This window comes from Streptomyces sp. NPDC050211 (genome assembly GCF_040656035.1).
In the GTDB taxonomy this organism is placed as follows: Bacteria; Actinomycetota; Actinomycetes; order Streptomycetales; family Streptomycetaceae; genus Streptomyces.
Genome location: NZ_JBFALC010000007.1, coordinates 1 through 25961 on the forward strand (window position 1 = coordinate 1; position 25961 = coordinate 25961).

Annotated in this window: 22 protein-coding genes; 10 read left to right on the forward strand and 12 right to left on the reverse strand. The window is 70.8% G+C overall.

Annotation, left to right across the window (positions count from 1 at the left end):
* Positions 1 to 286 precede the first annotated feature (286 nt).
* Positions 287 to 3574, forward strand: a complete 3288-nt coding sequence (locus AB0I98_RS09525; RefSeq protein WP_362937776.1) for a S8 family serine peptidase — start codon at positions 287 to 289, stop codon at positions 3572 to 3574.
* A 48-nt stretch (positions 3575 to 3622) separates the two neighbouring features.
* On the opposite strand, the gene AB0I98_RS09530 is transcribed toward AB0I98_RS09525, so the two are convergent.
* Positions 3623 to 4363 (reverse strand): hypothetical protein, encoded by a 741-nt coding sequence (locus tag AB0I98_RS09530; protein ID WP_362937778.1) that lies wholly within the window; start codon positions 4361 to 4363, stop codon positions 3623 to 3625.
* A gap of 1 nt (position 4364) precedes the next feature.
* Complete coding sequence (locus AB0I98_RS09535) at positions 4365 to 4886, reverse strand: sigma-70 family RNA polymerase sigma factor (RefSeq protein ID WP_362937781.1); 522 nt, start codon at positions 4884 to 4886, stop codon at positions 4365 to 4367.
* Between the two features lie 208 nt (positions 4887 to 5094).
* On the opposite strand from AB0I98_RS09535, the gene AB0I98_RS09540 reads away from it, so the two are divergent.
* Positions 5095 to 6114 carry an aspartate-semialdehyde dehydrogenase gene (locus AB0I98_RS09540; protein WP_362937784.1) on the forward strand — a complete coding sequence of 340 codons (1020 nt, stop codon included), beginning with the start codon at positions 5095 to 5097 and terminating at the stop codon, positions 6112 to 6114.
* A gap of 137 nt (positions 6115 to 6251) precedes the next feature.
* Here AB0I98_RS09540 and AB0I98_RS09545 read toward each other — a convergent pair whose 3' ends face one another.
* Entirely contained in the window at positions 6252 to 6731 is a 480-nt protein-coding gene (locus AB0I98_RS09545; RefSeq protein WP_362937787.1) for a DUF1203 domain-containing protein, read from the reverse strand.
* A 120-nt stretch (positions 6732 to 6851) separates the two neighbouring features.
* Here AB0I98_RS09545 and pepN point away from each other — a divergent pair, with 120 nt between their 5' ends.
* The 3 genes from pepN to AB0I98_RS09560 all read left to right on the forward strand — a co-directional run bounded on the left by pepN (position 6852) and on the right by AB0I98_RS09560 (position 10938).
* Positions 6852 to 9428 (forward strand): aminopeptidase N, encoded by a 2577-nt coding sequence (gene pepN / locus AB0I98_RS09550; RefSeq protein ID WP_362937790.1) that lies wholly within the window; start codon positions 6852 to 6854, stop codon positions 9426 to 9428.
* A gap of 384 nt (positions 9429 to 9812) precedes the next feature.
* Positions 9813 to 10496, forward strand: coding sequence for a hypothetical protein (locus AB0I98_RS09555; protein WP_362937793.1), 684 nt, complete (start codon positions 9813 to 9815; stop codon positions 10494 to 10496).
* Positions 10497 to 10737: 241 nt separating this feature from the next.
* Positions 10738 to 10938, forward strand: coding sequence for a hypothetical protein (locus AB0I98_RS09560; protein WP_362937796.1), 201 nt, complete (start codon positions 10738 to 10740; stop codon positions 10936 to 10938).
* 174 nt (positions 10939 to 11112) lie between these two features.
* On the opposite strand, the gene AB0I98_RS09565 is transcribed toward AB0I98_RS09560, so the two are convergent.
* The 4 genes from AB0I98_RS09565 to AB0I98_RS09580 form a co-directional block, all read right to left on the reverse strand.
* The gene (locus tag AB0I98_RS09565; protein WP_362937799.1) at positions 11113 to 11616 is read right to left on the reverse strand and encodes a nucleoside deaminase; all 504 of its coding nucleotides are present in this window, start codon (positions 11614 to 11616) and stop codon (positions 11113 to 11115) included.
* A 30-nt stretch (positions 11617 to 11646) separates the two neighbouring features.
* On the reverse strand, positions 11647 to 13965 hold the full coding sequence (gene pucD / locus AB0I98_RS09570; RefSeq protein WP_362937802.1) for a xanthine dehydrogenase subunit D: 2319 nt from the start codon (positions 13963 to 13965) through the stop codon (positions 11647 to 11649).
* Between the two features lie 223 nt (positions 13966 to 14188).
* Positions 14189 to 15085 (reverse strand): LysR substrate-binding domain-containing protein, encoded by an 897-nt coding sequence (locus AB0I98_RS09575; protein WP_362937805.1) that lies wholly within the window; start codon positions 15083 to 15085, stop codon positions 14189 to 14191.
* Between the two features lie 9 nt (positions 15086 to 15094).
* Positions 15095 to 15952, reverse strand: a complete 858-nt coding sequence (locus tag AB0I98_RS09580) for a DMT family transporter (RefSeq protein WP_362938339.1) — start codon at positions 15950 to 15952, stop codon at positions 15095 to 15097.
* Positions 15953 to 16240: 288 nt separating this feature from the next.
* On the opposite strand from AB0I98_RS09580, the gene AB0I98_RS09585 reads away from it, so the two are divergent.
* Entirely contained in the window at positions 16241 to 17119 is an 879-nt protein-coding gene (locus AB0I98_RS09585) for a trypsin-like serine protease (protein WP_362937807.1), read from the forward strand.
* Between the two features lie 63 nt (positions 17120 to 17182).
* Here AB0I98_RS09585 and AB0I98_RS09590 read toward each other — a convergent pair whose 3' ends face one another.
* Positions 17183 to 18640 (reverse strand): FAD-dependent monooxygenase, encoded by a 1458-nt coding sequence (locus AB0I98_RS09590; RefSeq protein WP_362937810.1) that lies wholly within the window; start codon positions 18638 to 18640, stop codon positions 17183 to 17185.
* Positions 18641 to 18755: 115 nt separating this feature from the next.
* On the opposite strand from AB0I98_RS09590, the gene AB0I98_RS09595 reads away from it, so the two are divergent.
* Entirely contained in the window at positions 18756 to 19334 is a 579-nt protein-coding gene (locus AB0I98_RS09595) for a TetR family transcriptional regulator (protein ID WP_362937813.1), read from the forward strand.
* A gap of 99 nt (positions 19335 to 19433) precedes the next feature.
* On the opposite strand, the gene AB0I98_RS09600 is transcribed toward AB0I98_RS09595, so the two are convergent.
* The 3 genes from AB0I98_RS09600 to AB0I98_RS09610 form a co-directional block, all read right to left on the reverse strand.
* The gene (locus tag AB0I98_RS09600) at positions 19434 to 19727 is read right to left on the reverse strand and encodes a hypothetical protein (protein WP_362937816.1); all 294 of its coding nucleotides are present in this window, start codon (positions 19725 to 19727) and stop codon (positions 19434 to 19436) included.
* 91 nt (positions 19728 to 19818) lie between these two features.
* Entirely contained in the window at positions 19819 to 21912 is a 2094-nt protein-coding gene (malQ, locus tag AB0I98_RS09605) for a 4-alpha-glucanotransferase (protein WP_362937819.1), read from the reverse strand.
* Positions 21913 to 21956: 44 nt separating this feature from the next.
* Complete coding sequence (locus AB0I98_RS09610) at positions 21957 to 22232, reverse strand: hypothetical protein (RefSeq protein ID WP_362937822.1); 276 nt, start codon at positions 22230 to 22232, stop codon at positions 21957 to 21959.
* Positions 22233 to 22430: 198 nt separating this feature from the next.
* On the opposite strand from AB0I98_RS09610, the gene AB0I98_RS09615 reads away from it, so the two are divergent.
* From AB0I98_RS09615 to AB0I98_RS09625, 3 genes are all read left to right on the forward strand, one after another.
* Positions 22431 to 22964, forward strand: a complete 534-nt coding sequence (locus AB0I98_RS09615) for a PadR family transcriptional regulator (protein WP_362937825.1) — start codon at positions 22431 to 22433, stop codon at positions 22962 to 22964.
* Positions 22961 to 23647, forward strand: coding sequence for an ABC transporter ATP-binding protein (locus tag AB0I98_RS09620; RefSeq protein WP_362937828.1), 687 nt, complete (start codon positions 22961 to 22963; stop codon positions 23645 to 23647). The genes AB0I98_RS09615 and AB0I98_RS09620 overlap by 4 nt, the downstream gene beginning before the upstream one ends.
* Positions 23648 to 23717: 70 nt before the next feature.
* Complete coding sequence (locus AB0I98_RS09625) at positions 23718 to 25064, forward strand: FtsX-like permease family protein (protein ID WP_362937831.1); 1347 nt, start codon at positions 23718 to 23720, stop codon at positions 25062 to 25064.
* Between the two features lie 104 nt (positions 25065 to 25168).
* On the opposite strand, the gene AB0I98_RS09630 is transcribed toward AB0I98_RS09625, so the two are convergent.
* Complete coding sequence (locus tag AB0I98_RS09630; RefSeq protein WP_210576597.1) at positions 25169 to 25708, reverse strand: HNH endonuclease; 540 nt, start codon at positions 25706 to 25708, stop codon at positions 25169 to 25171.
* Positions 25709 to 25961 lie beyond the last annotated feature (253 nt).

Genomic DNA, 25961 nt, shown 5'->3' on the forward strand with positions numbered 1-25961 from the left:
AAGGGGCGCGGGGAACTGCGCGACCAGCCCCCATCGGCCCGCGGGTCCATCACCGCGTTCCCAGCGGAGCGCTTACGTGGGCGACTTGGGCTCGATCGCGAGGTATACCCGTAAAGGCCATCGCGGGTTTTCCCCATACATGCATATCGTTTCGGTCAACACTCCCCAAACATCTGTCCCTTGCGTAAAGCTGTGCGGTCGTCCGGGGTCGCATTCCGGACCAACGTGACCGAGGTTGACCAGCCCGGTCGCGCCACGCTCGTTCCTTTACCTACAAGGGATGCCGATGACCCTCACCCCCCAGCGCGATCCGATATCGGGTGCAAGACATGTGGCCCGCATAGCCGTGGCCGCGGGTCTCGTCGCCGCGCTCTCCGCGGCCGGGCCGATACCCATGGCCATGTCCGCCGACCAGGCCGCACCCGCGGCCGACCCCACCGTCAAGTCCGCCCACGACAAGCTTGGTTCGGACGACGCCGATCTGCTCGCCGAGGCGAAGGCCGACGGTGCCAAGACGGTCACGATGATGGTGGCCACGGCCCCCGGCAAGACCGAGCAGGTCGCCGAGCAGCTCGACGCGGTCAAGGGCGGCCTGGTGGGCCGTACGTACGACAAGCTCGGCTACGTCCGTGCCACCGTCCCCACCGCGAAGGCCGACTCGGCCATCGCCGCCGCCACGAAGCTGTCCTCCGTGCACGGCATCGACCTGCGCGAGGAGATACCCCTCGACGACCCGACGCCGAGCGCGCACACCACCAAGGGCGCGAAGGCAACGGGCAGTTACCCGGCCCCCGGCAAGAAGACCCCCGCCGAGAACCCGTACAACCCGTCCTTCGAGACGGGCGCCGTCGACTTCGTGGCGAAGAACCCGAAGTCGGACGGCCGCGGTATCACCATCGGCATCCTGGACTCGGGCGTGGACCTCGCCCACCCCGCGCTGCGGAAGACCACCACCGGCGAGCGCAAGATCGTCGACTGGGTGACGGCGACCGACCCGGTCGTGGACGCCGACCGCACGTGGCGCCCGATGGTCACCTCGGTGTCCGGGCCGACCTTCACCTTCGGCGGCAAGACCTGGACGGCGCCCGCGGGCTCGTACCGGATCAGCACCTTCCTGGAGTCGTACACCACCGGCGGCGACGCGGCGGGCGACGCGAACCGGGACGGCGACAAGACCGACTCGTGGGGCGTCCTCTACGACGCCGCGGCCGGCACGGTCCGGGTCGACCTGAACAACAACTTCGACTTCGGTGACGACACCCCGATGAAGCCGTACAAGGACGGCTTCCAGATCGGGTACTTCGGCACCGACAACCCGGCCACCGATGTCGCCGAGCGCCAGCCGTTCGTCGTCGAGGTCCGCAAGGACGTCGTCTACAACGAGGCCGGCGCGAAGGCCGACTTCGTCAACATCGGCGTCATCGAGTCCGAGCACGGCACGCACGTCGCCGGTATCACCGCCGCCAACGGCCTGTTCGGCGGCAGGATGGACGGCGCCGCTCCCGGCGCGAAGCTCGTCTCGTCCCGTGCCTGCACCTGGTCCGGCGGCTGCACCAACGTCGCGCTCACCGAGGGCATGATCGACCTCGTCACCAAGCGCGGCGTCGACATCGTCAACATGTCGATCGGCGGCCTGCCCGCGCTCAATGACGGCAACAACGCGCGCGCCGAGCTGTACACGCGCCTCATCGACGAGTACGGCGTGCAGCTGGTGATCTCCGCGGGCAACTCCGGCCCCGGCACGAACACCATCGGCGACCCGTCCCTGGCCGACAAGGTCATCTCGGTCGGCGCGACGATCTCCAAGAAGACGTGGGCCGCCAACTACGGCTCCGCGGTGCAGAAGTCGTACGCGATGATGCCGTTCTCCTCCCGCGGCCCGCGTGAGGACGGCGGCTTCGCGCCGACGCTCTCCGCGCCCGGTGCCGCGATCAACACCATCCAGACCTGGCTGCCGGGCGCCCCGGTCGCCGAGGCGGGCTACTCGCTGCCGGCCGGCTACGGCATGCTCCAGGGCACCTCGATGGCGTCCCCGCAGGCGGCGGGCGCGAGCGCGCTGCTGCTGAGTGCCGCCAAGCAGAAGGGCATCGCCCTCACCCCGGCGAAGCTGCGCACCGCCCTGAACTCGACCGCCGACCACATCCCCGGTGTGCAGGCGTACGAGGAGGGCGCGGGCCTGATCAACATCGTGGACGCCTGGGACGCCATCAAGGACGGCGCCACCGCCCACGACTACACCGTCAAGGCCCCGGTCGACACCGCGATCGACTTCGCCCTGAAGACGCCGGGCTTCGGCACCGGCCTGTACGACCGTGAGGGCGGCCTCAAGGCCGGCCAGAAGAAGACGTACGACGTCACGATCACCCGGACGTCCGGCGCGGACCGCTCGCTGCGGCACGAGCTGGACTTCGAGAACAACGCAGGCGGCACCTTCAAGATCGTCGGCTCCGACGTCGTCAAGCTGCCGCTGAACCAGCCGGTGACCGTCAAGGTCCAGGCCAACCCCAAGAGCGCGGGCATCAAGAGCGCGATCCTCGAGATCGACGACCCGCGCACCGAGGGCGTCGACAAGCAGGCCATGAGCACCGTCGTGGTCTCGGCCCCGCTGAAGTACAGCTACTCCGCCTCCGGTTCGGTGCAGCGCAACAGCAGCAAGTCCTACTTCGTGACCGTGCCCGAGGGCGCGAAGGCGCTGGAGGTGGCGATCGGCGGGCTGAAGGGCAAGAGCCAGACCCGGTTCATCGCCATTCACCCGTACGGCGTTCCGGTCGACCCGACGTCGACGATCAACTGCTACCCGAACTACACCAACCCGGACAGCGCTCCCTGCCGCCCCGACGTGCGCTCGTACGCCGATCCGCAGGCCGGCGTCTGGGAGATCGAGGTCGAGTCTCGCCGTACGTCGCCGCTGCTCGACAACCCGTACAAGCTGAACGTCGCCGTCTACGGCGCGGCCTTCGACCCCGACGTCGTGACCGTGCCCGAGGCCAAGGTCGGCACCCCGGTCGAGGCGTCCTGGAAGGCGACCAACAAGTTCGCCGCCCTGGACGGCAAGCTGGCCGGCGGCCCGCTCGGCTCGTCGAAGTCGGCCCGCCCGACCATCGCCAACGGCGCGACCCAGACCAGCACGGTCGTGGTGCCCGAGGGCGCCAAGTCGCTGGACGTCGCCATCGGCAACGTCTCCGACACGTCGGCCGACCTGGACCTGGTGGTCCTGGACGCCGCCGGCGACGAGGTCGGCAGCTCGGCCGACGGTGACTCGGAGGAGTCCGTCTCGGTGCCGAACCCGGCCGCCGGTACGTACACCGTCCAGGTCATCGGCTACTCGGTGCCGGCCGGTTCGACGGCGTACGACTACCAGGACGTGTTCTTCTCCACCGTCCTCGGCAGCGTCACCGTCGACGACGCGCCGGTGAAGCTCGGTACGGGCGCCTCGGCGACCGTCTCCGCGAGCATCACCGCCGCCGCGGCCGCTCCGGAGGGCCGTGAGTTCTTCGGCCAGGTCCAGCTGGTCAACGCGCGCGGCACGGTCGCGGGCGTGGGCAGCGTGAAGATCGAGAAGGTCACGCCGTAGGTGTTACGGCTGCTGGGGCGGGCGTCCTTCCGGGCGCCCGCCCCTTTCTCATTCGCAGGTGAGGGTGCGGGACTCGGGGAGGGCCCTGGTGATCCAGGTGCGTTCCCGGGCCATGTCCTTCCTGCCGACGGCCCACAGGTCGGGCGAGGCCGCGTTCCGCGGGAGGCCGATCAGGGCGTGGTCGCCCTTGTTGAGAATCTCCTCGTCCATGACGAAGACGACCTCGTCCACGCCCTTGGCGGGCTTGTAGGAGCGGGTGATGTCCAGGGTGACGCGTTCCTGTGCGGTGCCGGGGACCGGCACCACGGCGGTGACCGTGCCCTCGACGACTAGGCGGGCGCAGGCGAGGTAGCGGGCGCCGCTCTCCGACGCTTCCTCCGCCTTCCCCGAGGCGTCGTCGTTCTCCGGCTTGCCCGCGCTGTCCGAGCCGCTGGTGTCCGCCAGCGAGCCGCTGTCGTCCGTCGTCCCCGACCCGGCCTGCATGACAAGCCACCCCGCCCCCGCGAACAGCGAGGCGGCACACGCCACCGCGAGCCCGCCCAGCGCGAGCCGCAGCGTCCGGCGCCGCCGCTGCCGTACCGCCGGCGTGGGTTTTTCGGCCTTCTGCTTCGCCGGCTCGGCGGCCAGCGTGTCCCCGATGACCCCCAACTGCTCGCGCAGCAGCGCCAGATCGGCGAGTGCCGACTCGTGCTCGGCCATGAAGGCGGCGTCCGCGCGGGCCTCGTCCGTCAGCGGCTCGTCGGTGAGCGCGGCCATCAGCGCGTCGGCGCCGTTGTGTTCGGCGGTCATGTCACACCACCTCGTCCTCGTGCAGGCGGGCGCGCAGTGCCCGTACCGCCGTGTGCAGCCGGCTCTTGACCGTGCCTTCCGGGATGCCGAGTTCGTCGGCTATCGAGCGGACGGGCAGATCGGCGTAGAAACGCAGGACGAGGACCTGGCGCTGGGAGTCGGGCAGCTCGTCCAGGCCCTGGGCGACGGCGAGGGAGAGCACGCTGGTGTCCTCGCCGGAGGGGTGCTCCAGCTGGCGCAGGGAGGCCAGGCGCTCGCCGAGCCGTTCCTGGCGGCGCTTGGCGCGGTGCCAGTCCATGGCGAGGTTGGAGGCGACCACGGCCACCCATGCGGAGACATCGCGCGGGGCCTCGTACCCCTTCGCCGCCCGCTCGAGCAGCCGCAGGCGGACCTGCTGCACCCCGTCCGGCAGGTCCGTCTGCGGCACACCGCCCAGCGCGAGCACCGCCCGCACCCGGCGTTCCTGAGCCGCGTCCAGAGGATCATCGTTCCCCTGGTCACGGCGGGCCTTTCTGCGCAGCACAAGCCACCCCCCTCACCGCGTTTCCTCTACGACGCCGCAGCGCGCGGAAACGTTCGGCGGATCCTCGGGAAATCTGCCCGAGGTGTACGTCACACTGCCCGGTGTCCCACTCCTCGGGCATGGAGCGCAAAGAATTGGACAGGCGGACCGGGGTCGGCCGCATGATGGAAAAGCCGCAGACACGTACGTACACGCAGAAGGAGTCGCCGTGAGGGTCGGAATCGTCGGAGCCACCGGGCAGGTCGGCACGGTCATGCGCAGGATCCTCACGGAGCGTGCCTTCCCGGTCACCGAGCTGCGTCTGTTCGCCTCGGCCCGCTCCGCGGGGACGACCCTGGACGGCGTGACGGTGGAGGACGCGGCGACCGCCGACTACAGCGGCCTGGACATCGTGCTGTTCTCCGCGGGCGGCGCGACCTCCCGGGCGCTGGCGGAGAAGGTCGCCTCCCAGGGCGCGGTCGTGATCGACAACTCGTCGGCCTGGCGCAAGGACCCGGACGTACCGCTGGTGGTGTCCGAGGTGAACCCGCACGCGATCGCCGACCGGCCCAAGGGCATCATCGCCAACCCGAACTGCACGACGATGGCCGCGATGCCGGTCCTGAAGCCGCTGCACGCGGAGGCGGGCCTCGAAGCGCTGGTCGTCGCCACCTACCAGGCCGTGTCCGGCTCCGGTCTCGCGGGCGTGGCGGAGCTGCACGGGCAGGCGCAGAAGGTGGTCGCCGACGCGGACCGGCTCACCCATGACGGCGGCGCGGTCGACTTCCCGGAGCCCGGTGTCTACAAGCGCCCCATCGCCTTCAACGTGCTGCCCTTCGCCGGCAACCTCGTCGACGACGGTCTGAACGAGACCGACGAGGAGCAGAAGCTGCGCAACGAGTCCCGCAAGATCCTGGAGATCCCGGAGCTCAAGGTCTCCGGCACCTGCGTCCGCGTCCCGGTCTTCGCCGGCCACTCCCTCCAGGTCAACGCCCGTTTCGCCCGCCCGATCAGCGCCGAGCGCGCGACCGAGCTGCTGGCCGCCGCGCCGGGCGTGGAGCTCTCCGACATCCCGACCCCCCTCCAGGCCGCCGGCCAGGACCCGTCCTACGTCGGCCGCATCCGCACCGACGAGACCGTCGACAACGGCCTCGCCCTCTTCGTCTCCAGCGACAACCTCCGCAAGGGCGCCGCCCTGAACGCGGTACAGATCGCGGAGCTGGTGGCGGCGGAGCTGAGCGCGAAGTAATCCCCGGCGTCAGGGGCCGGTCACCCACGGGTGGCCGGCCCTTTCACATACCCGAGGAATAACGCCCCAAAGGGGCGCGGGGAACTGCGCGACCAGCCACGACGGCGCCGCAGACGATCGACGGCATATCGCGGCACTCACAGCAGAGCGCGCCGCACCTCGTACAGAAAGCACCCGTACTCCACGGCCCGCACATGCACCAGCGCCACGGCCGGGTCGTCGAACGCCTTCCGGAAGGCCTCGTCGTCGACCGCGTCGACCAGCTCGCCGCCCAGGATGCGGCCCTCGGCCGAGTAGCGCCGGACGGTGCGGTGGGCGCGCGCGAAGGGGTAGCCGTCCGGGCCGGGGCCGGGGCATTCCTCGGCGTGGATGAAGACCGGGCCCTGCTCGTCGTAGGCACCGGGTTCCGCTCCCGTCTCCGCGGCCCAGCGGCGCAGTGGGGCGTACGAGACGAGGGCGATCAGCTCCCCCGGCTCGCTGCGGCGCAGACAGCAGCGGAGCGGCGCCCCGCCCTCCTCGTCGGTCACGGGAACCATCTCGCGCCCCGCATCATCAGCAGAGCGCAGCTCCTTCAGGGTCACGGGGGTGATGGGTCGTGCGGTGTACGTCGTCGTCATACGAACAGCGTCCTGCGCGTCCGGCCCGCTCACCGGCGGGAACCGGACATCGCGTTACTCACAGGTCCCGTGGAAGGATGACCGAACCGCCGAAGCCACCCATATCGAGGAGATGACCGCGTGCCTGGCACCAACCTGACTCGCGAAGAGGCGCAGCAGCGAGCCAAGCTGCTCACCCTTGACTCGTACGAGATCGATCTCGACCTCTCCGGCGCGCAGGAGGGCGGTACCTACCGGTCCGTGACCACGGTGCGCTTCGACGTCGCCGAAACCGGCGCGAAGTCCTTCATCGACCTGGTCGCCCCGACCGTCCACGAGATCACGCTCAACGGGGATCCGCTGGATGCCGACGAGGTGTTCAAGGACTCCCGGATCGCCCTGCCGGGGCTGCTGGCAGGCCGCAACATCCTCCGTGTCGTCGCCGACTGCGCGTACACCAACACCGGAGAGGGCCTGCACCGGTTCGTCGACCCCGTCGACAACCAGGCCTACCTCTACACCCAGTTCGAGGTGCCGGACGCCCGCCGGGTCTTCGCCTCCTTCGAGCAGCCGGACCTGAAGGCCACCTTCCAGTTCACCGTGAAGGCGCCGACCGGCTGGACGGTCGTCTCCAACTCGCCGACGCCGGAGCCCAAGGACGACACCTGGGTCTTCGAGCCGACGCCGCGGATCTCGACGTACATCACGGCGCTCATCGTCGGGCCGTACCACTCCGTGCACAGCGTGTACGAGAAGAACGGGCAGTCCGTCCCGCTCGGCATCTACTGCCGCCCCTCCCTCGCCGAGTTCCTGGACTCGGACGCGATCTTCGAGGTGACCCGGCAGGGCTTCGACTGGTTCCAGGAGAAGTTCGACTACGCGTACCCGTTCAAGAAGTACGACCAGCTGTTCGTGCCGGAGTTCAACGCGGGCGCGATGGAGAACGCGGGCGCGGTGACGATCCGCGACCAGTACGTGTTCCGGTCGAAGGTGACCGACGCCGCGTACGAGGTGCGGGCGGAGACGATCCTGCACGAGCTGGCCCACATGTGGTTCGGCGACCTGGTCACCATGGAGTGGTGGAACGACCTGTGGCTGAACGAGTCGTTCGCCACGTACACCTCCATCGCCTGCCAGGCGTACTCCCCCGAGTCGCGCTGGCCGCACTCCTGGACGACCTTCGCCAACTCCATGAAGACGTGGGCGTACCGCCAGGACCAGCTGCCCTCGACGCACCCGATCATGGCCGAGATCCGCGACCTCGACGACGTGCTCGTCAACTTCGACGGCATCACGTACGCGAAGGGCGCGAGCGTCCTCAAGCAGCTTGTCGCCTACGTCGGCATGGACGAGTTCTTCCGGGGCGTACAGGCGTACTTCAAGGCGCACGCGTACGGCAACACGCGCCTGTCGGACCTGCTGGGCGCGCTGGAGGAGACCTCCGGGCGGGACCTGAAGACCTGGTCGAAGCTGTGGCTGGAGACGGCTGGCATCAACATCCTGCGCCCGGAGATCGAGACGAACGACAGCGGCGTCATCACCTCCTTCGCGATCCGCCAGGAGGCCCCGGCGCTCCCGGCGGGCGCCAAGGGCGAGCCGACACTGCGCCCGCACCGCATCGCGGTCGGCCTGTACGCCCTCGATGACGACAGCGGCAAGCTGCTGCGCGACGAGCGCGTGGAGCTGGACGTCGACGGCGAACTGACCGCCGTACCGCAGCTGGTGGGCAAACGCCGTCCGGACGTGGTCCTGCTCAACGACGACGACCTGTCGTACGCGAAGGTCCGGCTGGACGAGCAGTCGCTGTCCTTCGTCACGGACCACCTCGGCGACTTCGAGGCGTCGCTGCCGCGCGCCCTGTGCTGGGCGTCGGCGTGGGACATGACGCGGGACGCGGAACTCGCCACCCGCGACTACCTCTCCCTCGTGCTGTCCGGCATCGGCAAGGAGTCCGACATCGGTGTCGTGCAGTCGCTGCAGCGCCAGGTGAAGCTGGCGATCGACCTGTACGCCGACCCCGCCGCCCGCGAGGCCCTGCTCACCCGCTGGACCGACGCCACGCTGGCCCATCTGCGGTCGGCGGCGCCGGGCGGCGACCACCAGCTGGCGTGGGCGCGGGCGTTCGCGGCGACGGCTCGTACGCCGGAGCAGCTGGACCTGCTGGAGGCGCTGCTGGACGGTTCGCAGACGATCGAGGGCCTGGCCGTCGACACCGAGCTGCGCTGGGCGTTCGTCCAACGGCTCGCCGCCGTCGGCCGGTTCGACGAGGCGGAGATCGCGGGCGAGTCCGAGCGGGACAAGACGGCGGCAGGCGAGCGGCACGCGGCGACCGCCCGTGCGGCCCGGCCCACCCCGGAGGCGAAGGCGGAGGCCTGGGCGTCGGTCATCGACTCCGACAAGCTCCCCAACGCCATCCAGGAAGCCGTCATCTCGGGCTTCGTCCAGACCGACCAGCGCGAGCTGCTGGCGCCGTACGCCGACACGTTCTTCGAGGTCGTCAAGGGCATCTGGGAGTCCCGCTCCCACGAGATCGCCCAGCAGATCGCCATCGGCCTCTACCCGACCATCCAGGTCTCCCCGGAAACCCTGACCAAGACCGACACCTGGCTGACCTCCGCCGACCCGAACGCGGCCCTGCGCCGGCTGATCTCGGAGTCGCGGGCGGGCGTGGAGCGGGCGCTGAAGGCGCAGGCGGCGGACGCGGCGGCGGCGCAGTAGTCGTTCGTACGTCGATGGGGGCGCCCGGCACGATGCCGGGCGCCCCCTTTCGTACGGTCAGTCGGCAGGCCGACGCTTCGGGTATTGGCCTGGCAGGTCTCAGGAGCGCCTCGTCCGGGGGCGTGCCGAAAAGCGTCCAGCGGATCGAATGCCAGCAGGGAAGTCGGCGACTTCCCCGCGGCTGCGGCAGTCGAGCTCAACAAGGTCGCGGCTGTGAGGTGGTCTCGACCGCCGCCTTGCCCGTATTCCGGTGTGAGCGGCGGCCGTTCCTTGTGGGTCAAACGACCGGCACACTCAGCGACCGGGCCTGGCTACTGTGTGGCCGGACATCGCGCCGAATCCGCAGTCTCGTTGCGGAGCCGATCGGCACTTGGAGCACATCGGATGAGCAGCAACGTACTGACCATGTACGGCGGGCCGCGACGAGTCGACGGCCAGGGCCAGGCGAAAGTGGCGCACATGGTCAGCTTCTCCGACGGGTCGGGGCCGGCGCCGTCGGCCGTGTACGTGGAGCGCGAACTGCCGCCGGGAGGTACGTCCGCGTACCTTGCGGCCCGGCGTGGCGGGGCCCGTTCCTTCGCCCTGTGGGCCGACGATCAACGCCGGGAGCGGGTGGCCACCGTGGTGACCCCGTCGGCCGGCGGCGGCGTCGCCAGGTTTCAGGTGTTCGGCGCGCACGGCGAGGTCATCGGCACGCTCATGCGCGAGAAGGCGCTCCGCGGCAAGGGCCTGCGCACCCGCTGGACCGTGCACCAGCCCGGCGGCTCCGAAGCGGTCGGCTTCAAGGGGAGGATCGTATGGTGGTGGATGTGGTGGCTCCTGCTGCCCCTGATGATGGCGGCCCTCGTGATCACCGTCTTCGACAGCGTCCCTGGCAACGAGGGCGGCTTCGCACGCGCACCCCGGCGCATCCGGTGGCGCGCGAACGGGCAGGTCCCGCTGGAGTTCAGGTCCAAGGGCGACAAACTGCACGTACACGCACCCGGTGTGGACTGGCGGCTCGCGGCCGCGCTGATCGCCCTCCTGCGCAGCTTCCACGCCGACGCGTGGGACTCGCTGAAGGAGTGACCCGGGGGACGACGCTCCGACGCGGTGCGTGCTGTGGCGGCGGAAGTTGGTGTTCCGGGGCCGCGCACCGTAGGACTGGGCCGCATGTCTGATCGGTGGCCGGCCCAACGCCCGGCGCCAGGTCCGCCCGGCGGGTACGGGCCGCCACGGTTCCAGCAGGTCAGTGCCGGGTACCGGCGTTGGGCCGGCGTCCTGCTCTGGCTCGCGATCGCCGTCGCGGGTCTCATGGTGGTCGCCTTTTGTGGCCAGCATCGTCTTCCTGGTGAAGGCGGACGCGGACGTGGACAACGCCGCCTACGGCTACCTCGCGATCTTCCTCTGGTTCGGGATCACCGCCACGATCCCGGTGCTGCTGGCGCTCGGTATCCCCGCAATCATCATGACGCGGCGTGTACGGCAGCAGGAGCGTCTGGGCCACGATGCTGTGCACCGAGGACACTGATCCCGGACGGTTCGCGCTGACCCTCAACCTCCGACACCGGCCGGGCACTGAGCGTCGGGCCGCGCGATCCACCTCTGACAGCGGCGCTGCCGCCAACTCCATCCGGAACAGCGACTGGGCCGGGGCATCCAGCGCCGGCCGCCACCAGCTTCATGAGGTCGCGGACCTCGGCCGTCAGTAGTCCACGCGGTCGGACTTGGCCAGCCACGCGTCGAACGGCGCCGTACGGTTCGGCAGGTCCAACTGCTCGACCGACGTCGGCCACATCGACTTGGGCTTCTTCTCGAACAGGTCGTAGAACTTACGGTCGTCGAAGCCGGCCACCGCGGCGTCGTGCCGATCGGCGGCATAGACGATCCGGTCGACTCGCGCCCACAGCGCGGAGGACAGGCACATCGGACATGGCTCGCACGACGTGATCAGGACACAGCCGTCGAGCGAGAAGGTGTCCAACGCCGTGCAGGCGGCCCGCATCGCACTCACCTCGGCGTGCGCCGTCGGGTCCAGCGTCGAGGTGACCTGGTTGTTGCCGATCGCGACGACCTCGCCATTCTTGGCGACCAGCGCGCCGAAGGGCCCACCGCCGTTGGTGACGCTGCTGGTGGCCAGACTGATCGCCTGCTCCATCCAGCCACGCTCGGACTCGTGGACGCTCGTTTCCTGGGTGTGCGTAGTCATGCTCGTTCCTCGTTTCGGAGACAGTGGGGGCTAAACGCCGCAGATGTGCTTGGGGGAGACCGGCGTGTGCGTCAGGTTCAGCCCCGTCGCATTGCGGATGGCGTTCACGACCGCGGGCGTGGCGGAGATGGTGGGTGGTTCGCCGACGCCCCGGACGCCGTACGGCGCGTTCGGGTCGGCCCTCTCGATCACGTCCACCACCATCGGCGGTGTGTCCAGGATGGTCGGGATCAGATAGTCCGTGAACGACGGATTGCGGATCTTGCCGTCCTTGACCTGGATCTCCTCCATCACGGCAAGGCCGAGCCCCTGCGCGGAACCACCGTGGATCTGGCCGACGACGGCGTCCGGGTTGATCGCCTTGCCGACGTCCTGCGCACAGTCCAGCTGTACGACCTTGACCAGACCCAGCTCGGTGTCGACGTCGACCACCGCCCGGTGCGCGGCGTAGGCGTGCTGGACGTGCACCCGCCGGCTCTGTCCGGTCTCCGGGTCCATCGCGTAGGTCTGGAGGTGGTGGTACTCCCTGGTCTCCTCGATCACGTCATCGCCGAGCACCTCGACGAGATCGGCGACGAAACCGGTGGCGTGGGACACGACCTTGCCGCCGGAGAGCGACAGATCGGCGGGGTTCTGGCCGAAGCGCTGGGCGACCCGGTCGAAGAGCGCCCCGCGGACCGCTTCGCACGCGTTCCGGACGGCACCGCCGGTGATGTAGGTCTGCCGGGAGGCCGAACTGGAGCCCGCGTCACCGACGTTGGTGTCGGTCGGGTGGATGTTCACCCGCTCCACGCCGAGTTCGGTACGGGCGATCTGCTGCTGCACGGTGACCAGGCCCTGCCCGACCTCGGCCGCCGCGGTGTGCACCATCGCGACCGGTTCACCGCCGATGGCCTGCAACCGCACCCGCGCCGTGGAGTAGTCGTCGACGCCTTCCGCGTAGGAGACGTTCTTGATGATCACGCTGTAGCCGACGCCCCGGACGACGCCTTCGCCGTGCGTGGTGTTGGACAGCCCGCCCGGCAGGCTGCGGACGTCCGCCGGTCCGGTCGGGTGCTCCGGCGGCAGCGGGAGCCGCCTGAGCCGTTCCAGCAGTTCGGCGACCGGCGCGGGGGAATCCAGCACCTGCCCGGTGTGCAGGGTCGAGCCCTCTTCGACGGCGTTGAGCTGCCGCAGCCGTACCGGGTCCATGTCCAGTGCCTTGGCGAGCTTGTCCATCTGGGACTCGTACGCGTACGCCGGCTGCACGGCGCCGAGGCCGCGCATCGCGCCGCACGGCGGGTTGTTCGTATAGAGGCCCCAGCCCTCGATCCGGACGTTGGGCACCTCGTACGGCCCGGTGCCCAACGAGGTGGCGTTGCTGACCACGACGGGGGTCTTGGAGGCGTACGCGCCGCCGTCGAAGTACATCCGCGCCTTGATGTAGACGAGCTTGCCGTCCTTGGTCGCGCCGTGCTCGTAGTACATCTTGGCCGGGTGCCGGTGCACATGGCCGTAGAAGGACTCCTGCCGGTTGTAGACCATCTTCACCGGCTTGCCGGTGTGCAGCGCCAGCAGGCAGCAGTGGATCTGCATGGACAGGTCCTCGCGGCCACCGAAGGCGCCGCCGACACCGGACATGGTGAAGCGCACCTTCTCGACGGGGAGCCCGAGCGCCCGCGCCGTCTGCTTCTGGTCGACGTGCAGCCACTGGGTGGCGATGAACAGATCGACCCCGCCGTCCTCGTCGGGGATGGCCAGCCCGGACTCCGGCCCGAGGAACGCCTGGTCCTGCATGCCGAGGGTGTACACGTCGGACACCACGACATCGGCCTTCGCCTCCGGGTCGCCCTTGACGATCGGCTGGTAGCGCACCACGTTGCCGCCAGGGTGCAGCTTGGGCAGCGTGTCGTCGTGCGCGGCCCGCTCCGGATCGGTGACCGGTTCGAGTACGTCGTAGTCGACCACGATCTTCGCCAGTGCCCGGCGTGCCGTCTCTGGGTGGTCGGCGGCCACGAGGGCGACGGGCTCGCCCTCGTAGCGCACGATGTCCTCGGCGAGCACCGGAGTGTCGGGGACCTTCAGGCCGTAGATGTTCTCGCCGGGTATGTCCTTGTGAGTCAGCACCGCGTACACGCCGGGGTGCTTGAGCGCGGGCGAGATGTCGATCGAGTTGATCCGCGCATAGGGATGAGGGCTGCGCAGGGTGGCGCCCCAGAGCATGTCCTCCGCCCACAGGTCCGAGGAGTAGGCGTACTCCCCGCTCACCTTGAGTGTTCCGTCCGGTCGGAGTGGACTGTCGCCGATCCCGCCCGTGATGGCCTCTTTGAGGTCCTGCGGGGTACGGGCGGGAGAAGTCTGGCTGCTCATCAGGAACCATCCGCCTTTGTCACGAGATTCTCTTCCGTTCGGAAAGTCGGTGATCCACATCGATCTCAACCAACTGTTGAGGAGTAGACAGCCAACCGAACAGAGTCAGCCAGGAGTAGAAGACATGAAAGCGACCGCAGGCAGGGAGCGGCCTTTCGTAGCTTTCTACGAGCGCCGGTCCGGCCCGCGGCCTGAGGAAACTCCTGGAACTCCAGCCCCGCGATCAGCCGACGGCAACACTCCGCAGAGCATCGAGCACCCGGACGACCGCCGGTGCGTCCTCCGCGCCCTTCCGCACCGCCGCCACCACATGCCGCACCGGCCGATCACCCGCCAGCTCCCGCATCACCACGCCCTCGCGCCGCGCTCCCACCATCCGCGGCACGAGAGCCACGCCCATCCCCGCCTCCACCATCGCCAGGATCGCGGTCCACCCGGCCGCCGAATGCCCCTGATACGGGCTGAACCCGGCCGCCTCACACGCCCCCCGCGTGATGTCCGACCAAGGCCCGCTACCCCCGAAGATCCACGGCTCGGCGGCGAGGTCGGCCAGCCGCAGTCCCTCGGCGGAAGCGAGCGGATGGTCGTGCGGGAGGGCGAGGTCCAGTGGATCGGCGAGCAAGGGCACCCGGGTGAAGCGCGGATCCGCCTCGCTCGGCGCCTGGGCCGCCAAGGACAGGGCCAGATCCACGTCCCCGGCGGCCAGCAGCTCGTACGCCTGCCCCGCCTCGGCCTCCCGCACCCGCACACTGACCCCGGGGTGCGTGGCCCGCAGCGCCTTCACGGCCGGTACGACCAGGGCGGGCACGGCGGTCGAGAAGGCGCCGACCCGCACCTCGCCGACCTCGCCGTGCGCGTAGGCCGCCAACTCGGCGTCCGCACGCTCCAGTTGCTCGAACACCACCTCGGCATGGCGCAGCACCAGCCGTGCCGCGTCCGTGAGCCGCACCCGCCGCCCCTGCGCCTCCAGCAGCGGCACCCCGAGCTGCTTGGCCAGATTGGTCAGCTGCTGGGAGACGGCCGAGGGGGTCATCCGCAGCGCCTCGGCGGTCGCCGTGACGGTGCCCTGTTCCCGCAGCGTCCGCAGGATCTGCAGCTTCCGGATGTCCCAGTCGGCCATGGCGGCAACCTATCCGGCGCCGATCCGTGAACTGGCTCCCAGCACGACCCCGCCCAGGATCAGTGCCATGCACAGCAGCTGCGCCGGGCCGGTCGTCTCGCCGAGCAGCGCCCAGGACAGCAGGGCCACACAGACCGGCTGGAGGTAGTAGACGACGCCGGCGCGGGTCGGGCCGACGAGTGCGATCGCCGTGTTCCAGGCGAAGAAGGCGAGGGCGGAGGAGGCGATGCCGACGTAGAGGAGGGGCAGGACGGTTCCGGTCGTCGGTTCGAATCCTCCCTGGACGGCGAGGCTCACGGCCTGGGCGGGTAGCAGCAGGGTGGCGCCGATGAGGAACGTGGTGAACAGGAAGGCGGTGCCGCCGAGTTCGGCGGGTCTGCGGCGCAGCAGCGCGCTGTACCCGCCGAAGCAGCAGGCCGCGGCGACCATCCAGAGGTCGCCCGCTGCGAAGCCGGCTCCGCCGCCCACGAGCAGCAGCACGCCCGTGCAGGCGATGAGCAGCCCGGCCACCCGGCGGGCCCCGAGCCGTACGCCGCTCGCCCGTTCATACACCGCCATCAGCACCGGCGCCGCGGCCATGATCATGCCCATGTTGGCGGCGGGCGTGGACAGCCCGGCCTGGTTGACGAGGGTGTTGTAGACGGCGACGCCGAGGAGGGAGGCGAGGAGCACAAAGCCGAAGTGGCGCCGGATCAGCGGCCGTTGCCGCCAGGCCTGCCGGGCGCCGAACGGTGCGACCGCCACCAGCGCCACCACCCAGCGCCAGAAGGCGTGCTGGACGGGCGGCACACTGTCGCCCAGCGCACGGGAGGTGACGAAGCTTCCGGACCAGACGAGGGTGGCCAGCGCGGCGAGGGCGATCCCCAGAACGGGGGCCGCCCTCGATGTCGTAGGGGAAGAAGTGGTGCTCCGGTCGGCTACGACGGCCACAGACGTCCTTTCGCTGGTCGGTGATCTCGGTGGATCCACCGTCGCAGCGCCGGAACTGTCACGTCCATCGAATCTTTTCGAGCATTCCTTTCAGCAGAACTGAATGATCGCTAGGGCTTTCCCTATGAATCGATCACGCTCTTGTCGCGACGCCCCCCAGGCGCTTCACTTGGCCCACCTCCCACAGGAGAACACCCACTCCCACCTGCCGAAGGGGTAGTTCTTTTGTCAGCCATACGCTTCACCGCCACCGCCGTCACAGCGGCGGCCTGTGCGGCCGTGCTCGCCACCGCGCTGCCGGCCTCCGCCATCAACTCCTACAACGCGACGCCCGCCCCCGAGCGCACCGAGGTCGGCGCGCTCGTCGCCACGTGGGACAACGACGGCAACCCCGCGACGCCGGACCGGGTCGACTGGGTCTGCTCCGGCACCATGATCGACGCGGACACCTTCCTGACGGCCGCGCACTGCACCACCGACTGGCCGGACAACGTGAAGTTCTACGTGTCGCTGGACCAGAACGTGCAGTCCGGCCTCGACGCCGCCGCGAAGACGTACCCGGGCGACCCGGCCGCCCAGGCGAACGCCGTCGCGGTCCAGGGCACGGCCCACAGCCACCCCGACTTCCCCGGGCCCGCGTCCGACACCCACGACATCTCGGTGATCGAGCTCTCCGCCACGAAGATGAAGTCCCGCTGGTCCTTCACGCCCGCGGCCCTCCCGACCGCCGGTCAGCTCGGCGCGCTCGGCCCGCGGGGCCTCAACTCCACCGACTGGTTCGTCGCCGGATACGGAACCCAGGAGGCCGTCAACGGCCCCGGCGGCCAGACCCACCCCGGCGGCGGCGTCCGCATGAAGGCACCCGTCACCTTCGACGCGCTCAACAACTCCTGGGTACGCCTGGCGATGACCGCCCCGCAGGGCAACGGCGGTGCCTGCTACGGCGACTCCGGCGGCCCCAACTTCGCCGTGATCGGTGGGAAGAACGTCCTGGCCGCCACCACCATCACCGGCGACACCCCGTGCTACGCGACCAATGTGACGTACCGCCTGGACACTCCGGGCGCCCGCGCGTTCCTGTCCCCGTTCGTCACGCTTCCCTAGGGCTGCCGACGGAGGGGCCGAGAAGAGCGATCCGCTCTTCTCGGCCCCTCCGTCCACGCGCCTTCACCCCAGGTGCGCGGCGAGCGCCGCCTCGATCGCGCCCGGTTCGGCGGAGTCCGCCGCCCAGGCCGCGTATCCGTCGGGGCGTACCAGCACGGTCGTACGGCGGTCTCCTGCCCAGTGCTCGACGGTCAGCCGGTCCTCGCGGGCGGCCCTCTCGTCGTACCCCTCGGGAGTGATCAGTACGAAGCGGCCGCCGCGCAGGGCCTCGTAGAGGCGGCCGCTCTTGAGGGCGACGTCGGGGACTCGGGTGCCGGTGAGGCGGTGGGAGCCTCGGGGGGCGGGGTATTTGTAGCCGAGGCCGGAGATCTGGGCCAGGGCCTTGCGCTGGGCGGGGCGGGCCACGTTGACGAAGGCTGAGACGAGCGTGCGTACGGCACGCAGTGCGGGGCTCTGTGCACGGGCCAGCCGGACCAGGCCGCCGCTGCTGCGCAGGACTGCCTTGCCTACGGGGTGGCGTTCGGTCTGGTAGGTGTCGAGGAGGCCCGCGGGTGCCCGGCCCTGGACGGCCGCGGCGAGTTTCCAGCCGAGGTTGGCCGCGTCCTGGAGGCCGGTGTTCATGCCCTGGCCGCCGGCCGGTGAGTGGATGTGCGCGGCGTCCCCGGCGAGGAAGACCCGGCCGACGCGGTACTCCGGCGCCTGGCGCTCGTCGCTGTGGAAACGGGACAGCCAGCGCGCGTCATGCATGCCGTAGTCGGTGCCGAGGGCGCGGCGGGTGACCTCCTTGATCTCGTCGAGGTCGAGCGGGGCGTCGTCGGCCGCCTCGTTGCGGCGGTTCCAGCCCATGACGCGGTACCAGCCGTCGCCGAAGGACGCGATCATCGCGAAGGCGTCGCCCGCGCCGTTGACGGTGAGTACGCCCTCTGGCTGCTGGGCGAGCCTGACGTCCGCCAGGAGCAGGGACTTGATGACGGAGACGCCGGGGAAGGGCAGGCCGATCGCCCGGCGTACGGCGCTGTGGTGGCCGTCCGCGCCGACGACGTAGGCCGCGCGGTGGGTGACGACTTCGCCTTCGGGGCCGCGTACGTCGAGGTCGACGCCCTCTTCGTCCTGCCGCAGCCCGACGACCTCGCTCTCGTACGCGAACTCCACCCCTGCCTCGCGCGCCCGCCGCTCCAGCAGCCGCTCGACCTCGTACTGCGGGGTGATGAGGAGGAAGGGGAAGCGGGAGGGCAGCGTGCCGAGGTCGAGCGAGAGGCGACGGAAGAGACGCAGGCCGGTGATGGTCTCGCCGGTGGCGAGCAGCGGGTCGGCGAGGCCGCGGGCGTCGAGCTGCTCCAGGGTGCGGGCGTGCACTCCGAAGGCGCGGGAGAGGTTGCTGATCTTGTGGGGGCGCTTTTCGAGGAGGGTGACGGGGACGCCGGCGGTGGCGAGGTCACCGGCGAGGAGCAGGCCGGTGGGGCCGGAGCCGACGACGATGACGGAGGGGGTGGTGCCGTTTCCGGTGCCTGTGCCGTTCATGGTGGCCTCCCTGGATGCCAACGTCCGTTTGCCAACAACTGTTGACCAACGCTTGTTGACAAACGTAGAGCCCCCGCCTGGACGTGTCAACACGTGTTGGCCTACGGTTGTTGGCATGACCGACAGCAAGCCCCCCGCACCGTCCCGCCGCTCCGACGCCACCCGCACCGCGATCCTCGCCGCCGCCCGCGAGCGCTTCGCGACCGACGGATACGAGCGGGCCACCATCCGCGCCATCGCCAAGGACGCGCGCATCGATCCGTCGATGGTGATGCGCTACTTCGGCAACAAGGAAGGCCTGTTCGCGGCGGCGGTCTCCGTCGATCTGCGGCTGCCGGAGTTCGCCGCGCTGCCCCGGCAGATCATCGGCGAGACCCTCGTGACGCACTTCCTCACCATGTGGGAGGAGAACGAGGAACTCACGGCCCTGCTACGGGTCGGCGCCACCAATCAGGCGGGCGCCGAGCGGATGCAGGGCATCTTCCGGGACCAGGTCCTGCCGGTCGCCCGGTACGCGTGTCCCGACCCGGAGCAGATCCCGGCACGGGCCGGGCTGGTGGCGACGCAGATGCTCGGGCTGGCGCTGACCCGCTACGTCCTGAAGTTCCCGCCGACCGTGGCGCTCAGCCGCCAGGAGATCGTGGCGTGGCTGGGGCCGACGGTGCAGAGGTATCTGACGGCGCCGAGTCCCTGACGCCCGGGAACGCGAAAAGGCGCCGACCTCGCCTTCAGTACGGCGGATGCGCGTACTGAAGGCGAGGGCGACGCCCTCGAAAAGCCTCGGGAAGCCCGGTCAGGCCTTTGAGCCGGCCTCGGTCTTGGCCTTGGGCCGGGTCTTGATGTTGCGGGTCGTCACCCGGTGCGCCTCGTGTGACCTGTCCAGGACCATCACCAGGCCCGCGATGACCACGAAGAGGGCGAGCGGGGCCACGACGAACAGGCCCAGCGTCTCGATGACGCTCAGGCCCGGGCCGGGGTCGTCGCCGTCGTCGCGGGTGAGCGCGAGCGCGGGGGACGACATGAGCAGCATCATCAGCGTCGTACCGGCAGCCAGGGCGCCGGCGCGCAGGGCGTTCTTCTTGTCCACGGGGCCAAAGTATCCAACGCCGGGCGGGGACGCGCGTCCGGGGTGCCGTAAGAGGCGAACCACGCACCACCGGACCGCGCACCACCCACGCTCACGCCTGCCGCCCACCCGACGCCCGTACCACCTCCACCAGCGCATGCAGCCGCGCCGACCCGGCCAGTTCCTCCAGCGTCATCGGCCTGCCCTCCGCGTCCGCCACCGGAAGCCGCCAGTTCGGGTACTGGTCCCACGTACCCGGCAGGTTCTGCGGGCGGCGGTCGCCGACCCCGTCCGGCAGCCAGATGCCGATCATGCGGGCCGGGGTGCGGAGCAGATAGCGGTGGACGGCCTGGACCTCGGCCTCCTCGGCGGACGTGCCGAGGCCTCCGCTGGTCCCCTCCAGCAGACCCAGCTGGGCGAGCAGCGTCAGCCACTCCCCCGTGTCGGCGGCGGCCTCCGCCCGCTCCTCGTCGACGGGTCGCGTCAACAGGCCGAGACGGTCGCGGAGTTCGACATGGTCGCCGGTGAGGCGGGCGGCGGTCGGGGGCAGGTCGTGGGTGGTGGCGGTGGCGAGGCAGTCGGCCCGCCACCGGTCGGGGGGCAGCGGGCGGCCGTCGCCCTCCCAGTCCCGTTCGAACCACAGGACCGACGTGCCGAGCACCCCGCGCTCGCGCAGCGTCTCGCGGACCCCGGGCTCTACGGTGCCCAGGTCCTCGCCGATCACCACGGCCCCGGCGCGGGACGCCTCAAGGACCAGAATCGCCAGCATGGCCTCGGCGTCGTAACGGACGTAGGTGCCCTCCGTCGGCGGCAGCCCTTCCGGCACCCACCAGAGCCGGAACAGGCCCATGACGTGGTCGATGCGCAGGGCGCCGGCGTAGCGGAACAGGGCCTTCAGCAGCATGCGGAAGGGGGCGTAGCCCGACTCGGCGAGCCGGTCCGGCCGCCAGGGCGGCAGCCCCCAGTCCTGGCCTCGGGCGTTGAAGGCGTCCGGTGGTGCGCCGGCCGACATGCCGGCCGCGAAGTACCGCTGCTGCGCCCAGGCGTCCGCGCCCTCCGGGTGCACGCCGACCGCCAGATCGTGCACGATCCCGACCGGCATGCCCGCTTCCCGCGCGGCGCGCTGCGCGGCGGTGAGCTGGGCGTCGGTGAGCCAGGCGAGCCGGCAGTGGAAGTCGACGCGGTCCATCAACTCGCCCCGGGCGCGGGCGGTTTCCGTCGAGCGGGGGGCACGCAGGCCCTCGGGCCAGCCGCGCCAGTCCGGGCCGTGCACCTCGGCCAGCGCGTACCAGGTGGCGTGGTCCTCCAGGGCCTCGCCCTGCTCGGCGAGGAAGTCGGCGTACGCGGCCCGCCGCCCCGGCCCGAGCGGCACCTCCCGCACCAGCTCCAGCGCCTCCCGCTTCAGCCCCCACACCGCGTCCCGGTCGATCAGCTCCCCCTTCTCCAGCACCGATTCCCGCAGCCGCGCCGCCCGCTCCAGCAGCCCCCGCACCCGCTCCCGCCCGTCCACATACGCGAACTCGGGGATGTCCTCGATCCGCAGATGCACCGGGTCGGGGAAGCGACGCGAGGAGGGCCGGTAGGGGGACGGGTCGGTGGGCGTGCCGGGCACGGCCGCATGCAGCGGGTTGACCTGCACGAATCCGGCGCCGAGCGCCCGCCCGGCCCAGGCCGCCAGCTCGGCGAGGTCACCGAGGTCGCCCATACCCCAGGAGCGCCGGGAGAGCAGGGAGTAGAGCTGGACGAGGAGGCCGTACGAGCGTCCGGGCGGCGTGGGAAGCCGGGGCGGGGCGACGACCAGGTGGACGCGGGCGGTGCGGCCGTCGGGGGCGGTCGCGGTCAACCGGTGGACTCCGGGCGGGAGTTGCTCGGCGGCGGCGCGGGTCTCGCCCTGCTCGGTCTCGATGCGCAGCCGGGTGCCCGCCGGGAGGTCGGCGAGCGCGGCGGGCGCGCTGCCGCTCCAGCAGACCACCGTCGGCGGCAGCAGCCGTTCGCTCAGCTCCCGTTCCCGGGCGGCGAGCGCGGCGCGGACGGCACCGGGGCTGCCCGCGTCGACACCGAGCGCGGCCAGCGCCCGGGTGAGCGCGGCGGCCGACGCGGTGACGGTGCGGTCGGGCGACGGACTGTAGGACGGGGCGACGCCGTGCAGCTCGGCGAGCCGGGAGAGGTCCTCGTCGGGGGCCGCGGCCGACCGGGGTGCTGTCATCTGCGGCTCCGCGCGGGAAGGGTCCGAAGTGTCCGGGTGGACATCTACCACTCCGGGCGGAAGGTGTCCGAGTAGGCGTCGAGCTCGCCGGCCGGCGTGTCCGGGTAGGCGTCGGACTCGCTGGTCAGCGGGGCGGCGTCGGCGAGCGGCGGCTCGCTGGTGAGGGGTTCCGCGTCCGGCAGCGGGGGTTCGCTGGTCAGCGGCGCCTCGGCGCAGGCGCCCTCCGCGCTGAAGACGCACAGGTGCAGATCGGATGCGGCGGACAGCTCCGCCTCCTGTTTGGAGAGGGCCGAGAGCAGAAGGTGTGCCGATGCGGCCACGGGGAACTCCTTTTCGAGTACGGCGGGTAAGGCTTCGTACGGGTTACCGCAGCCCTACCCAGCCGACGCGAGACCAGACGTCCACGGCCGGATGACGTGCGCCTCGTCACACACTTCCCGGGCGACCGCAGAACTCGTACCCGCGAATTCGTAGATCACTATTCACTCAGTACATGTATCGAGTGCATACTGATCCCCATGAGCACCCGCCACATCCTCCTGGGGCTGCTCGCGACGGGCCCGAGCCACGGCTACGACCTCAAGCGACGCCACGACGAACGCTTTCCGCAGGCCCGTCCGCTCGCCTACGGGCAGGTCTATACGACACTCCAGCGCCTGGTCCGCGACGGCCTCGCCGAGGTCGACGGCACCGACTCGGACGGCGGCCCGGAGCGCACGACGTACCGCTCGACGGACGACGGTGCGCGTGAACTCGCCAAGTGGGCGGGCGAGATCACCCCGCCCGCGCCCTTCGTGACGAACGAGATCTTCGCCAAGGTCGTCGTCGCGATCCTGTCCGGCGGCGACCCGGAAGCCTATCTGCGTGCCCAACGTGCCGCACACATGGAGCGGATGCGTGAGCTCACGGCGGTCAAGACCGCTCCGGGCGCCGATCTCGCGACCGTGCTCTCGGCCGACTATGCCCTCAACCACCTTGACGCCGACCTCCGTTGGATGACCACGACGGCGGCCCGGCTCACCCCCCTGACCGCGGAGGTCGACACAGCATGAGCAACCCAGTGCCGCTCCTGACGGCCCATGACCTGGCGAAGGCGCACGGCAGCACGCCGGCCCTGCGCGGCGCCTCGGTCGCGTTGCACGCCGGCGAGATCGTCGCCGTGACCGGCCCCAGCGGCAGCGGGAAGTCGACGCTGCTGCACTGTCTGGCGGGGCTGGTCCGCCCGGACGAGGGCGTGGTGACGTACGACGGACAGCGGCTGGACACGCTCTCCGAGAAGCGGCTGAGCGAGCTGCGCCGTACCGACTTCGGCGTGGTCTTCCAGTTCGGGCAGCTCATCCCGGAGCTGACCGCGCTCGACAATGTGGCCCTGCCGCTGATGCTGGCCGGGATCGCGCGGGGGGACGCCCAGGAGCGGGCCGGCGAGTGGCTGGAGCGGTTCGGGGTGCGGGGACAGGAGGGACATCGGCCCGGCGAGATGAGCGGTGGGCAGGCACAGCGGGCCGCGCTGGCCCGGGCCCTGGTCACCGGCCCGAAGGTCGTCTTCGCGGACGAGCCGACCGGCGCGCTGGACTCCCTCGCGAGCGAGCAGGTGATGACGGCCCTGACCCACACGGCCCGCGAGTCGGGCACGGCCGTCCTGCTGATCACCCACGACGCACAGACAGCGGCGTACGCGGACCGCGAGGTACGGCTGAGCGACGGAACCGTGAGCCCGCTGGAGGTGACGGCATGACGCCCCGCCTGCGGACCATCCGCCGAGTACGCCCGAGCGGCGTGAGTGTGACCGTGCTGGAGGTGATCGCGTGAACGCCGATCTGCGGCTGGCCTGGCTGCTGACCCGGGGCTCGAACCGGCGGGAGTGGTGGCGGGCGGGGCTGACGGCGGTGGGGGCGGGGCTTGCCACCGGGTTCGGGCTGGCGGCCGTGGCGATCGCGTCGATCGAGGGGCAGTACGCCGTGTCGTTCGGCAACGGGCTGCTGAATCAGCCCGGCGAGCGGACGGGCGTGGTCTTCGCGCTGGTGCTCCTGCTGATCCCCGTGCTCGGGTTCCTCGGGCAGTGCGCCCGCGTCGGTGCCGTGCACCGCGACCGGCGGCTGGCGGCGCTTCGGCTCGCGGGGGCCGCGCCGGGACAGGTACGGCGGATCGCCGCGCTGGAGGCCGGGCTGGCCTGTCTGGTGGGGTCGGTGATCGCCGTACTCGCCGCCGTGGTGGTCGTCCTCAGGGAGTGGGAGGAGCCGCCGGGCCTCGCCTGGGCCGGGTTCGTGCTGGTCGCCGTCGCCGTGCCGGTGCTGGGTGCGCTGGTGAGCGCGCTGGCGCTGCGCCGGGTGATCACCTCGCCGCTGGGGTGGGTGCGCCGGGTGCGGACGACGCGACGGCCGGGGCTCGCGCTCGCGGTGGTCGTGCCGGCGTTCGCCGTCCTGGTGCTGCTGACGGCCCTCACGCCGTACCGGGACAATCCCCTCATCGGGTTCGCGATGGTTCCGCTGACGGTTGTCGCCGCGGTGGTGCTGGTCGGGGTGATCTCGGTGTGGCTCTCGGGGTTCACGGCCCGGCTGACCGGCCGGTACCTCGCCGCCCGCACCGAAAGCCCGGCCGTGCTGATCGCGGCGGAGCGGCTGCGTGACGACCCGTGGGCGGCGGCCCGTACGCATGCGGCGGTGCTGCTGGTGACGGTGGTGGGCACGGGCTTCGTGGGCGTCCGGCAGGGGCTGCTCGCCCAGCTGCACGGCATGAAGTACCCGGCGGACATGTCCTTCTACGAGACGGGCCTGAACCTCACGGCCGCCGCGATCCTCGTCGCCCTCGCGATCACGCTGTGCGCGCTGGCCGTCGGCACCGCCGAGTCACTGGCCACCCGGCGCCGGGGCCTGGCCGCACAGACCGCCGCCGGAGTGCCGCGGGCGGTGCTCGGCCGGGCGCTGCTGCTGGAGACGGCACTGCCGCTCGCGCCCGCGCTGCTCCTGGCGGGGCTCGGCGGCCTGGCGATCGGCGTCGGATACACCGGGCTCGTCGGTGACGTGCTCGCCCCGTCCTCGTTCGCAGCTCTGCTGATCCCGCTCGCGGTGTACGCGACCTGCCTGCTGGCGGCGGCCACCTCGCTGCCCCTGCTGCGCCGCTCGGCGCACCCCGGGGAGCTGCGCTACACGTGACGCTTCCGGTTCCGGGGGCACGGGGGACCCTCGGGACCGGCGGAAGGCGTGCCGCATGCCCGGCCGTGCGGGAACCGGCCGGGGCAATGCGAAAGCCCGGATCGTCAGGCGGAAATAGCGCCGTCGATCCGGGCCAGGGCGTCGTCCGCGCCGAACGGCTGCAAGTACGGCAGCCAGCGCGGATCCCTATGGCCGGTCCCGATGATGCGCCAGGCCAGGCCGGAGGGCGGAGCGGGTTTGTGGCGCAGCCGCCAGCCGATCTCGAAGAGATGCCGGTCGGCCTTCACATGGTTGCAGCGGCGGCAGGACGCCACCACGTTGTCCCAGACGTGCTTGCCCCCGCGGCTGCGCGGGATGACGTGGTCGACGCTGGTTGCGACGCCACCGCAGTACATGCACCGGCCCCCGTCGCGCGCGAAGAGCGCCCGCCGGGTCAGAGGAACGGGCCCCCGATAGGGAACCCGGACGAATCGCTTGAGCCGGACCACGCTTGGTGCGGGGACTGTGACAGTTGCGCTGTGCATAAAGGCGCCGGACTCCTCGAGGCATACGGCCTTGTTCTCGAGGACGAGGACGAGCGCGCGGCGGAGCGGTACGACGCCGAGCGGCTCGTACGACGCGTTCAGGACCAGGACATGCGGCACGGATGCCTCCTTGTGCGTCGGCGGCGCGTGGCTCGCGCCGGGACGATCTGTAGTCAGTCTCCCCTCATGCCTGGTGGAAGCGCCACCATGTCCCGGTAACGGGCTGGGAGTGTTTTCGACCACATCTTGATTCATCCCCAGGATCACGGGCGGTTCATCCCACCAGTTCATCCCCGGCGGAGGGCCCCTCCTCCCTCGAACACCGCAACGATCCACACACAATGCCCCGATAGTGTGGTGAGCCTGCCCGTCC

What these genes read in the sequence shown, in the direction of transcription:
- AB0I98_RS09525 (WP_362937776.1), top strand. Translation starts at nt 287, where the DNA reads ATGACCCTCACCCCCCAGCGCGATCCGATATCGGGTGCAAGACATGTG.
- AB0I98_RS09530 (WP_362937778.1), bottom strand. Translation starts at nt 4,363, where the DNA reads ATGACCGCCGAACACAACGGCGCCGACGCGCTGATGGCCGCGCTCACC.
- AB0I98_RS09545 (WP_362937787.1), bottom strand. Translation starts at nt 6,731, where the DNA reads ATGACGACGACGTACACCGCACGACCCATCACCCCCGTGACCCTGAAG.
- AB0I98_RS09555 (WP_362937793.1), top strand. Translation starts at nt 9,813, where the DNA reads ATGAGCAGCAACGTACTGACCATGTACGGCGGGCCGCGACGAGTCGAC.
- AB0I98_RS09565 (WP_362937799.1), bottom strand. Translation starts at nt 11,616, where the DNA reads ATGACTACGCACACCCAGGAAACGAGCGTCCACGAGTCCGAGCGTGGC.
- pucD (WP_362937802.1), bottom strand. Translation starts at nt 13,965, where the DNA reads ATGAGCAGCCAGACTTCTCCCGCCCGTACCCCGCAGGACCTCAAAGAG.
- AB0I98_RS09575 (WP_362937805.1), bottom strand. Translation starts at nt 15,085, where the DNA reads ATGGCCGACTGGGACATCCGGAAGCTGCAGATCCTGCGGACGCTGCGG.
- AB0I98_RS09590 (WP_362937810.1), bottom strand. Translation starts at nt 18,640, where the DNA reads ATGAACGGCACAGGCACCGGAAACGGCACCACCCCCTCCGTCATCGTC.
- AB0I98_RS09595 (WP_362937813.1), top strand. Translation starts at nt 18,756, where the DNA reads ATGACCGACAGCAAGCCCCCCGCACCGTCCCGCCGCTCCGACGCCACC.
- malQ (WP_362937819.1), bottom strand. Translation starts at nt 21,912, where the DNA reads ATGACAGCACCCCGGTCGGCCGCGGCCCCCGACGAGGACCTCTCCCGG.
- AB0I98_RS09615 (WP_362937825.1), top strand. Translation starts at nt 22,431, where the DNA reads ATGAGCACCCGCCACATCCTCCTGGGGCTGCTCGCGACGGGCCCGAGC.
- AB0I98_RS09620 (WP_362937828.1), top strand. Translation starts at nt 22,961, where the DNA reads ATGAGCAACCCAGTGCCGCTCCTGACGGCCCATGACCTGGCGAAGGCG.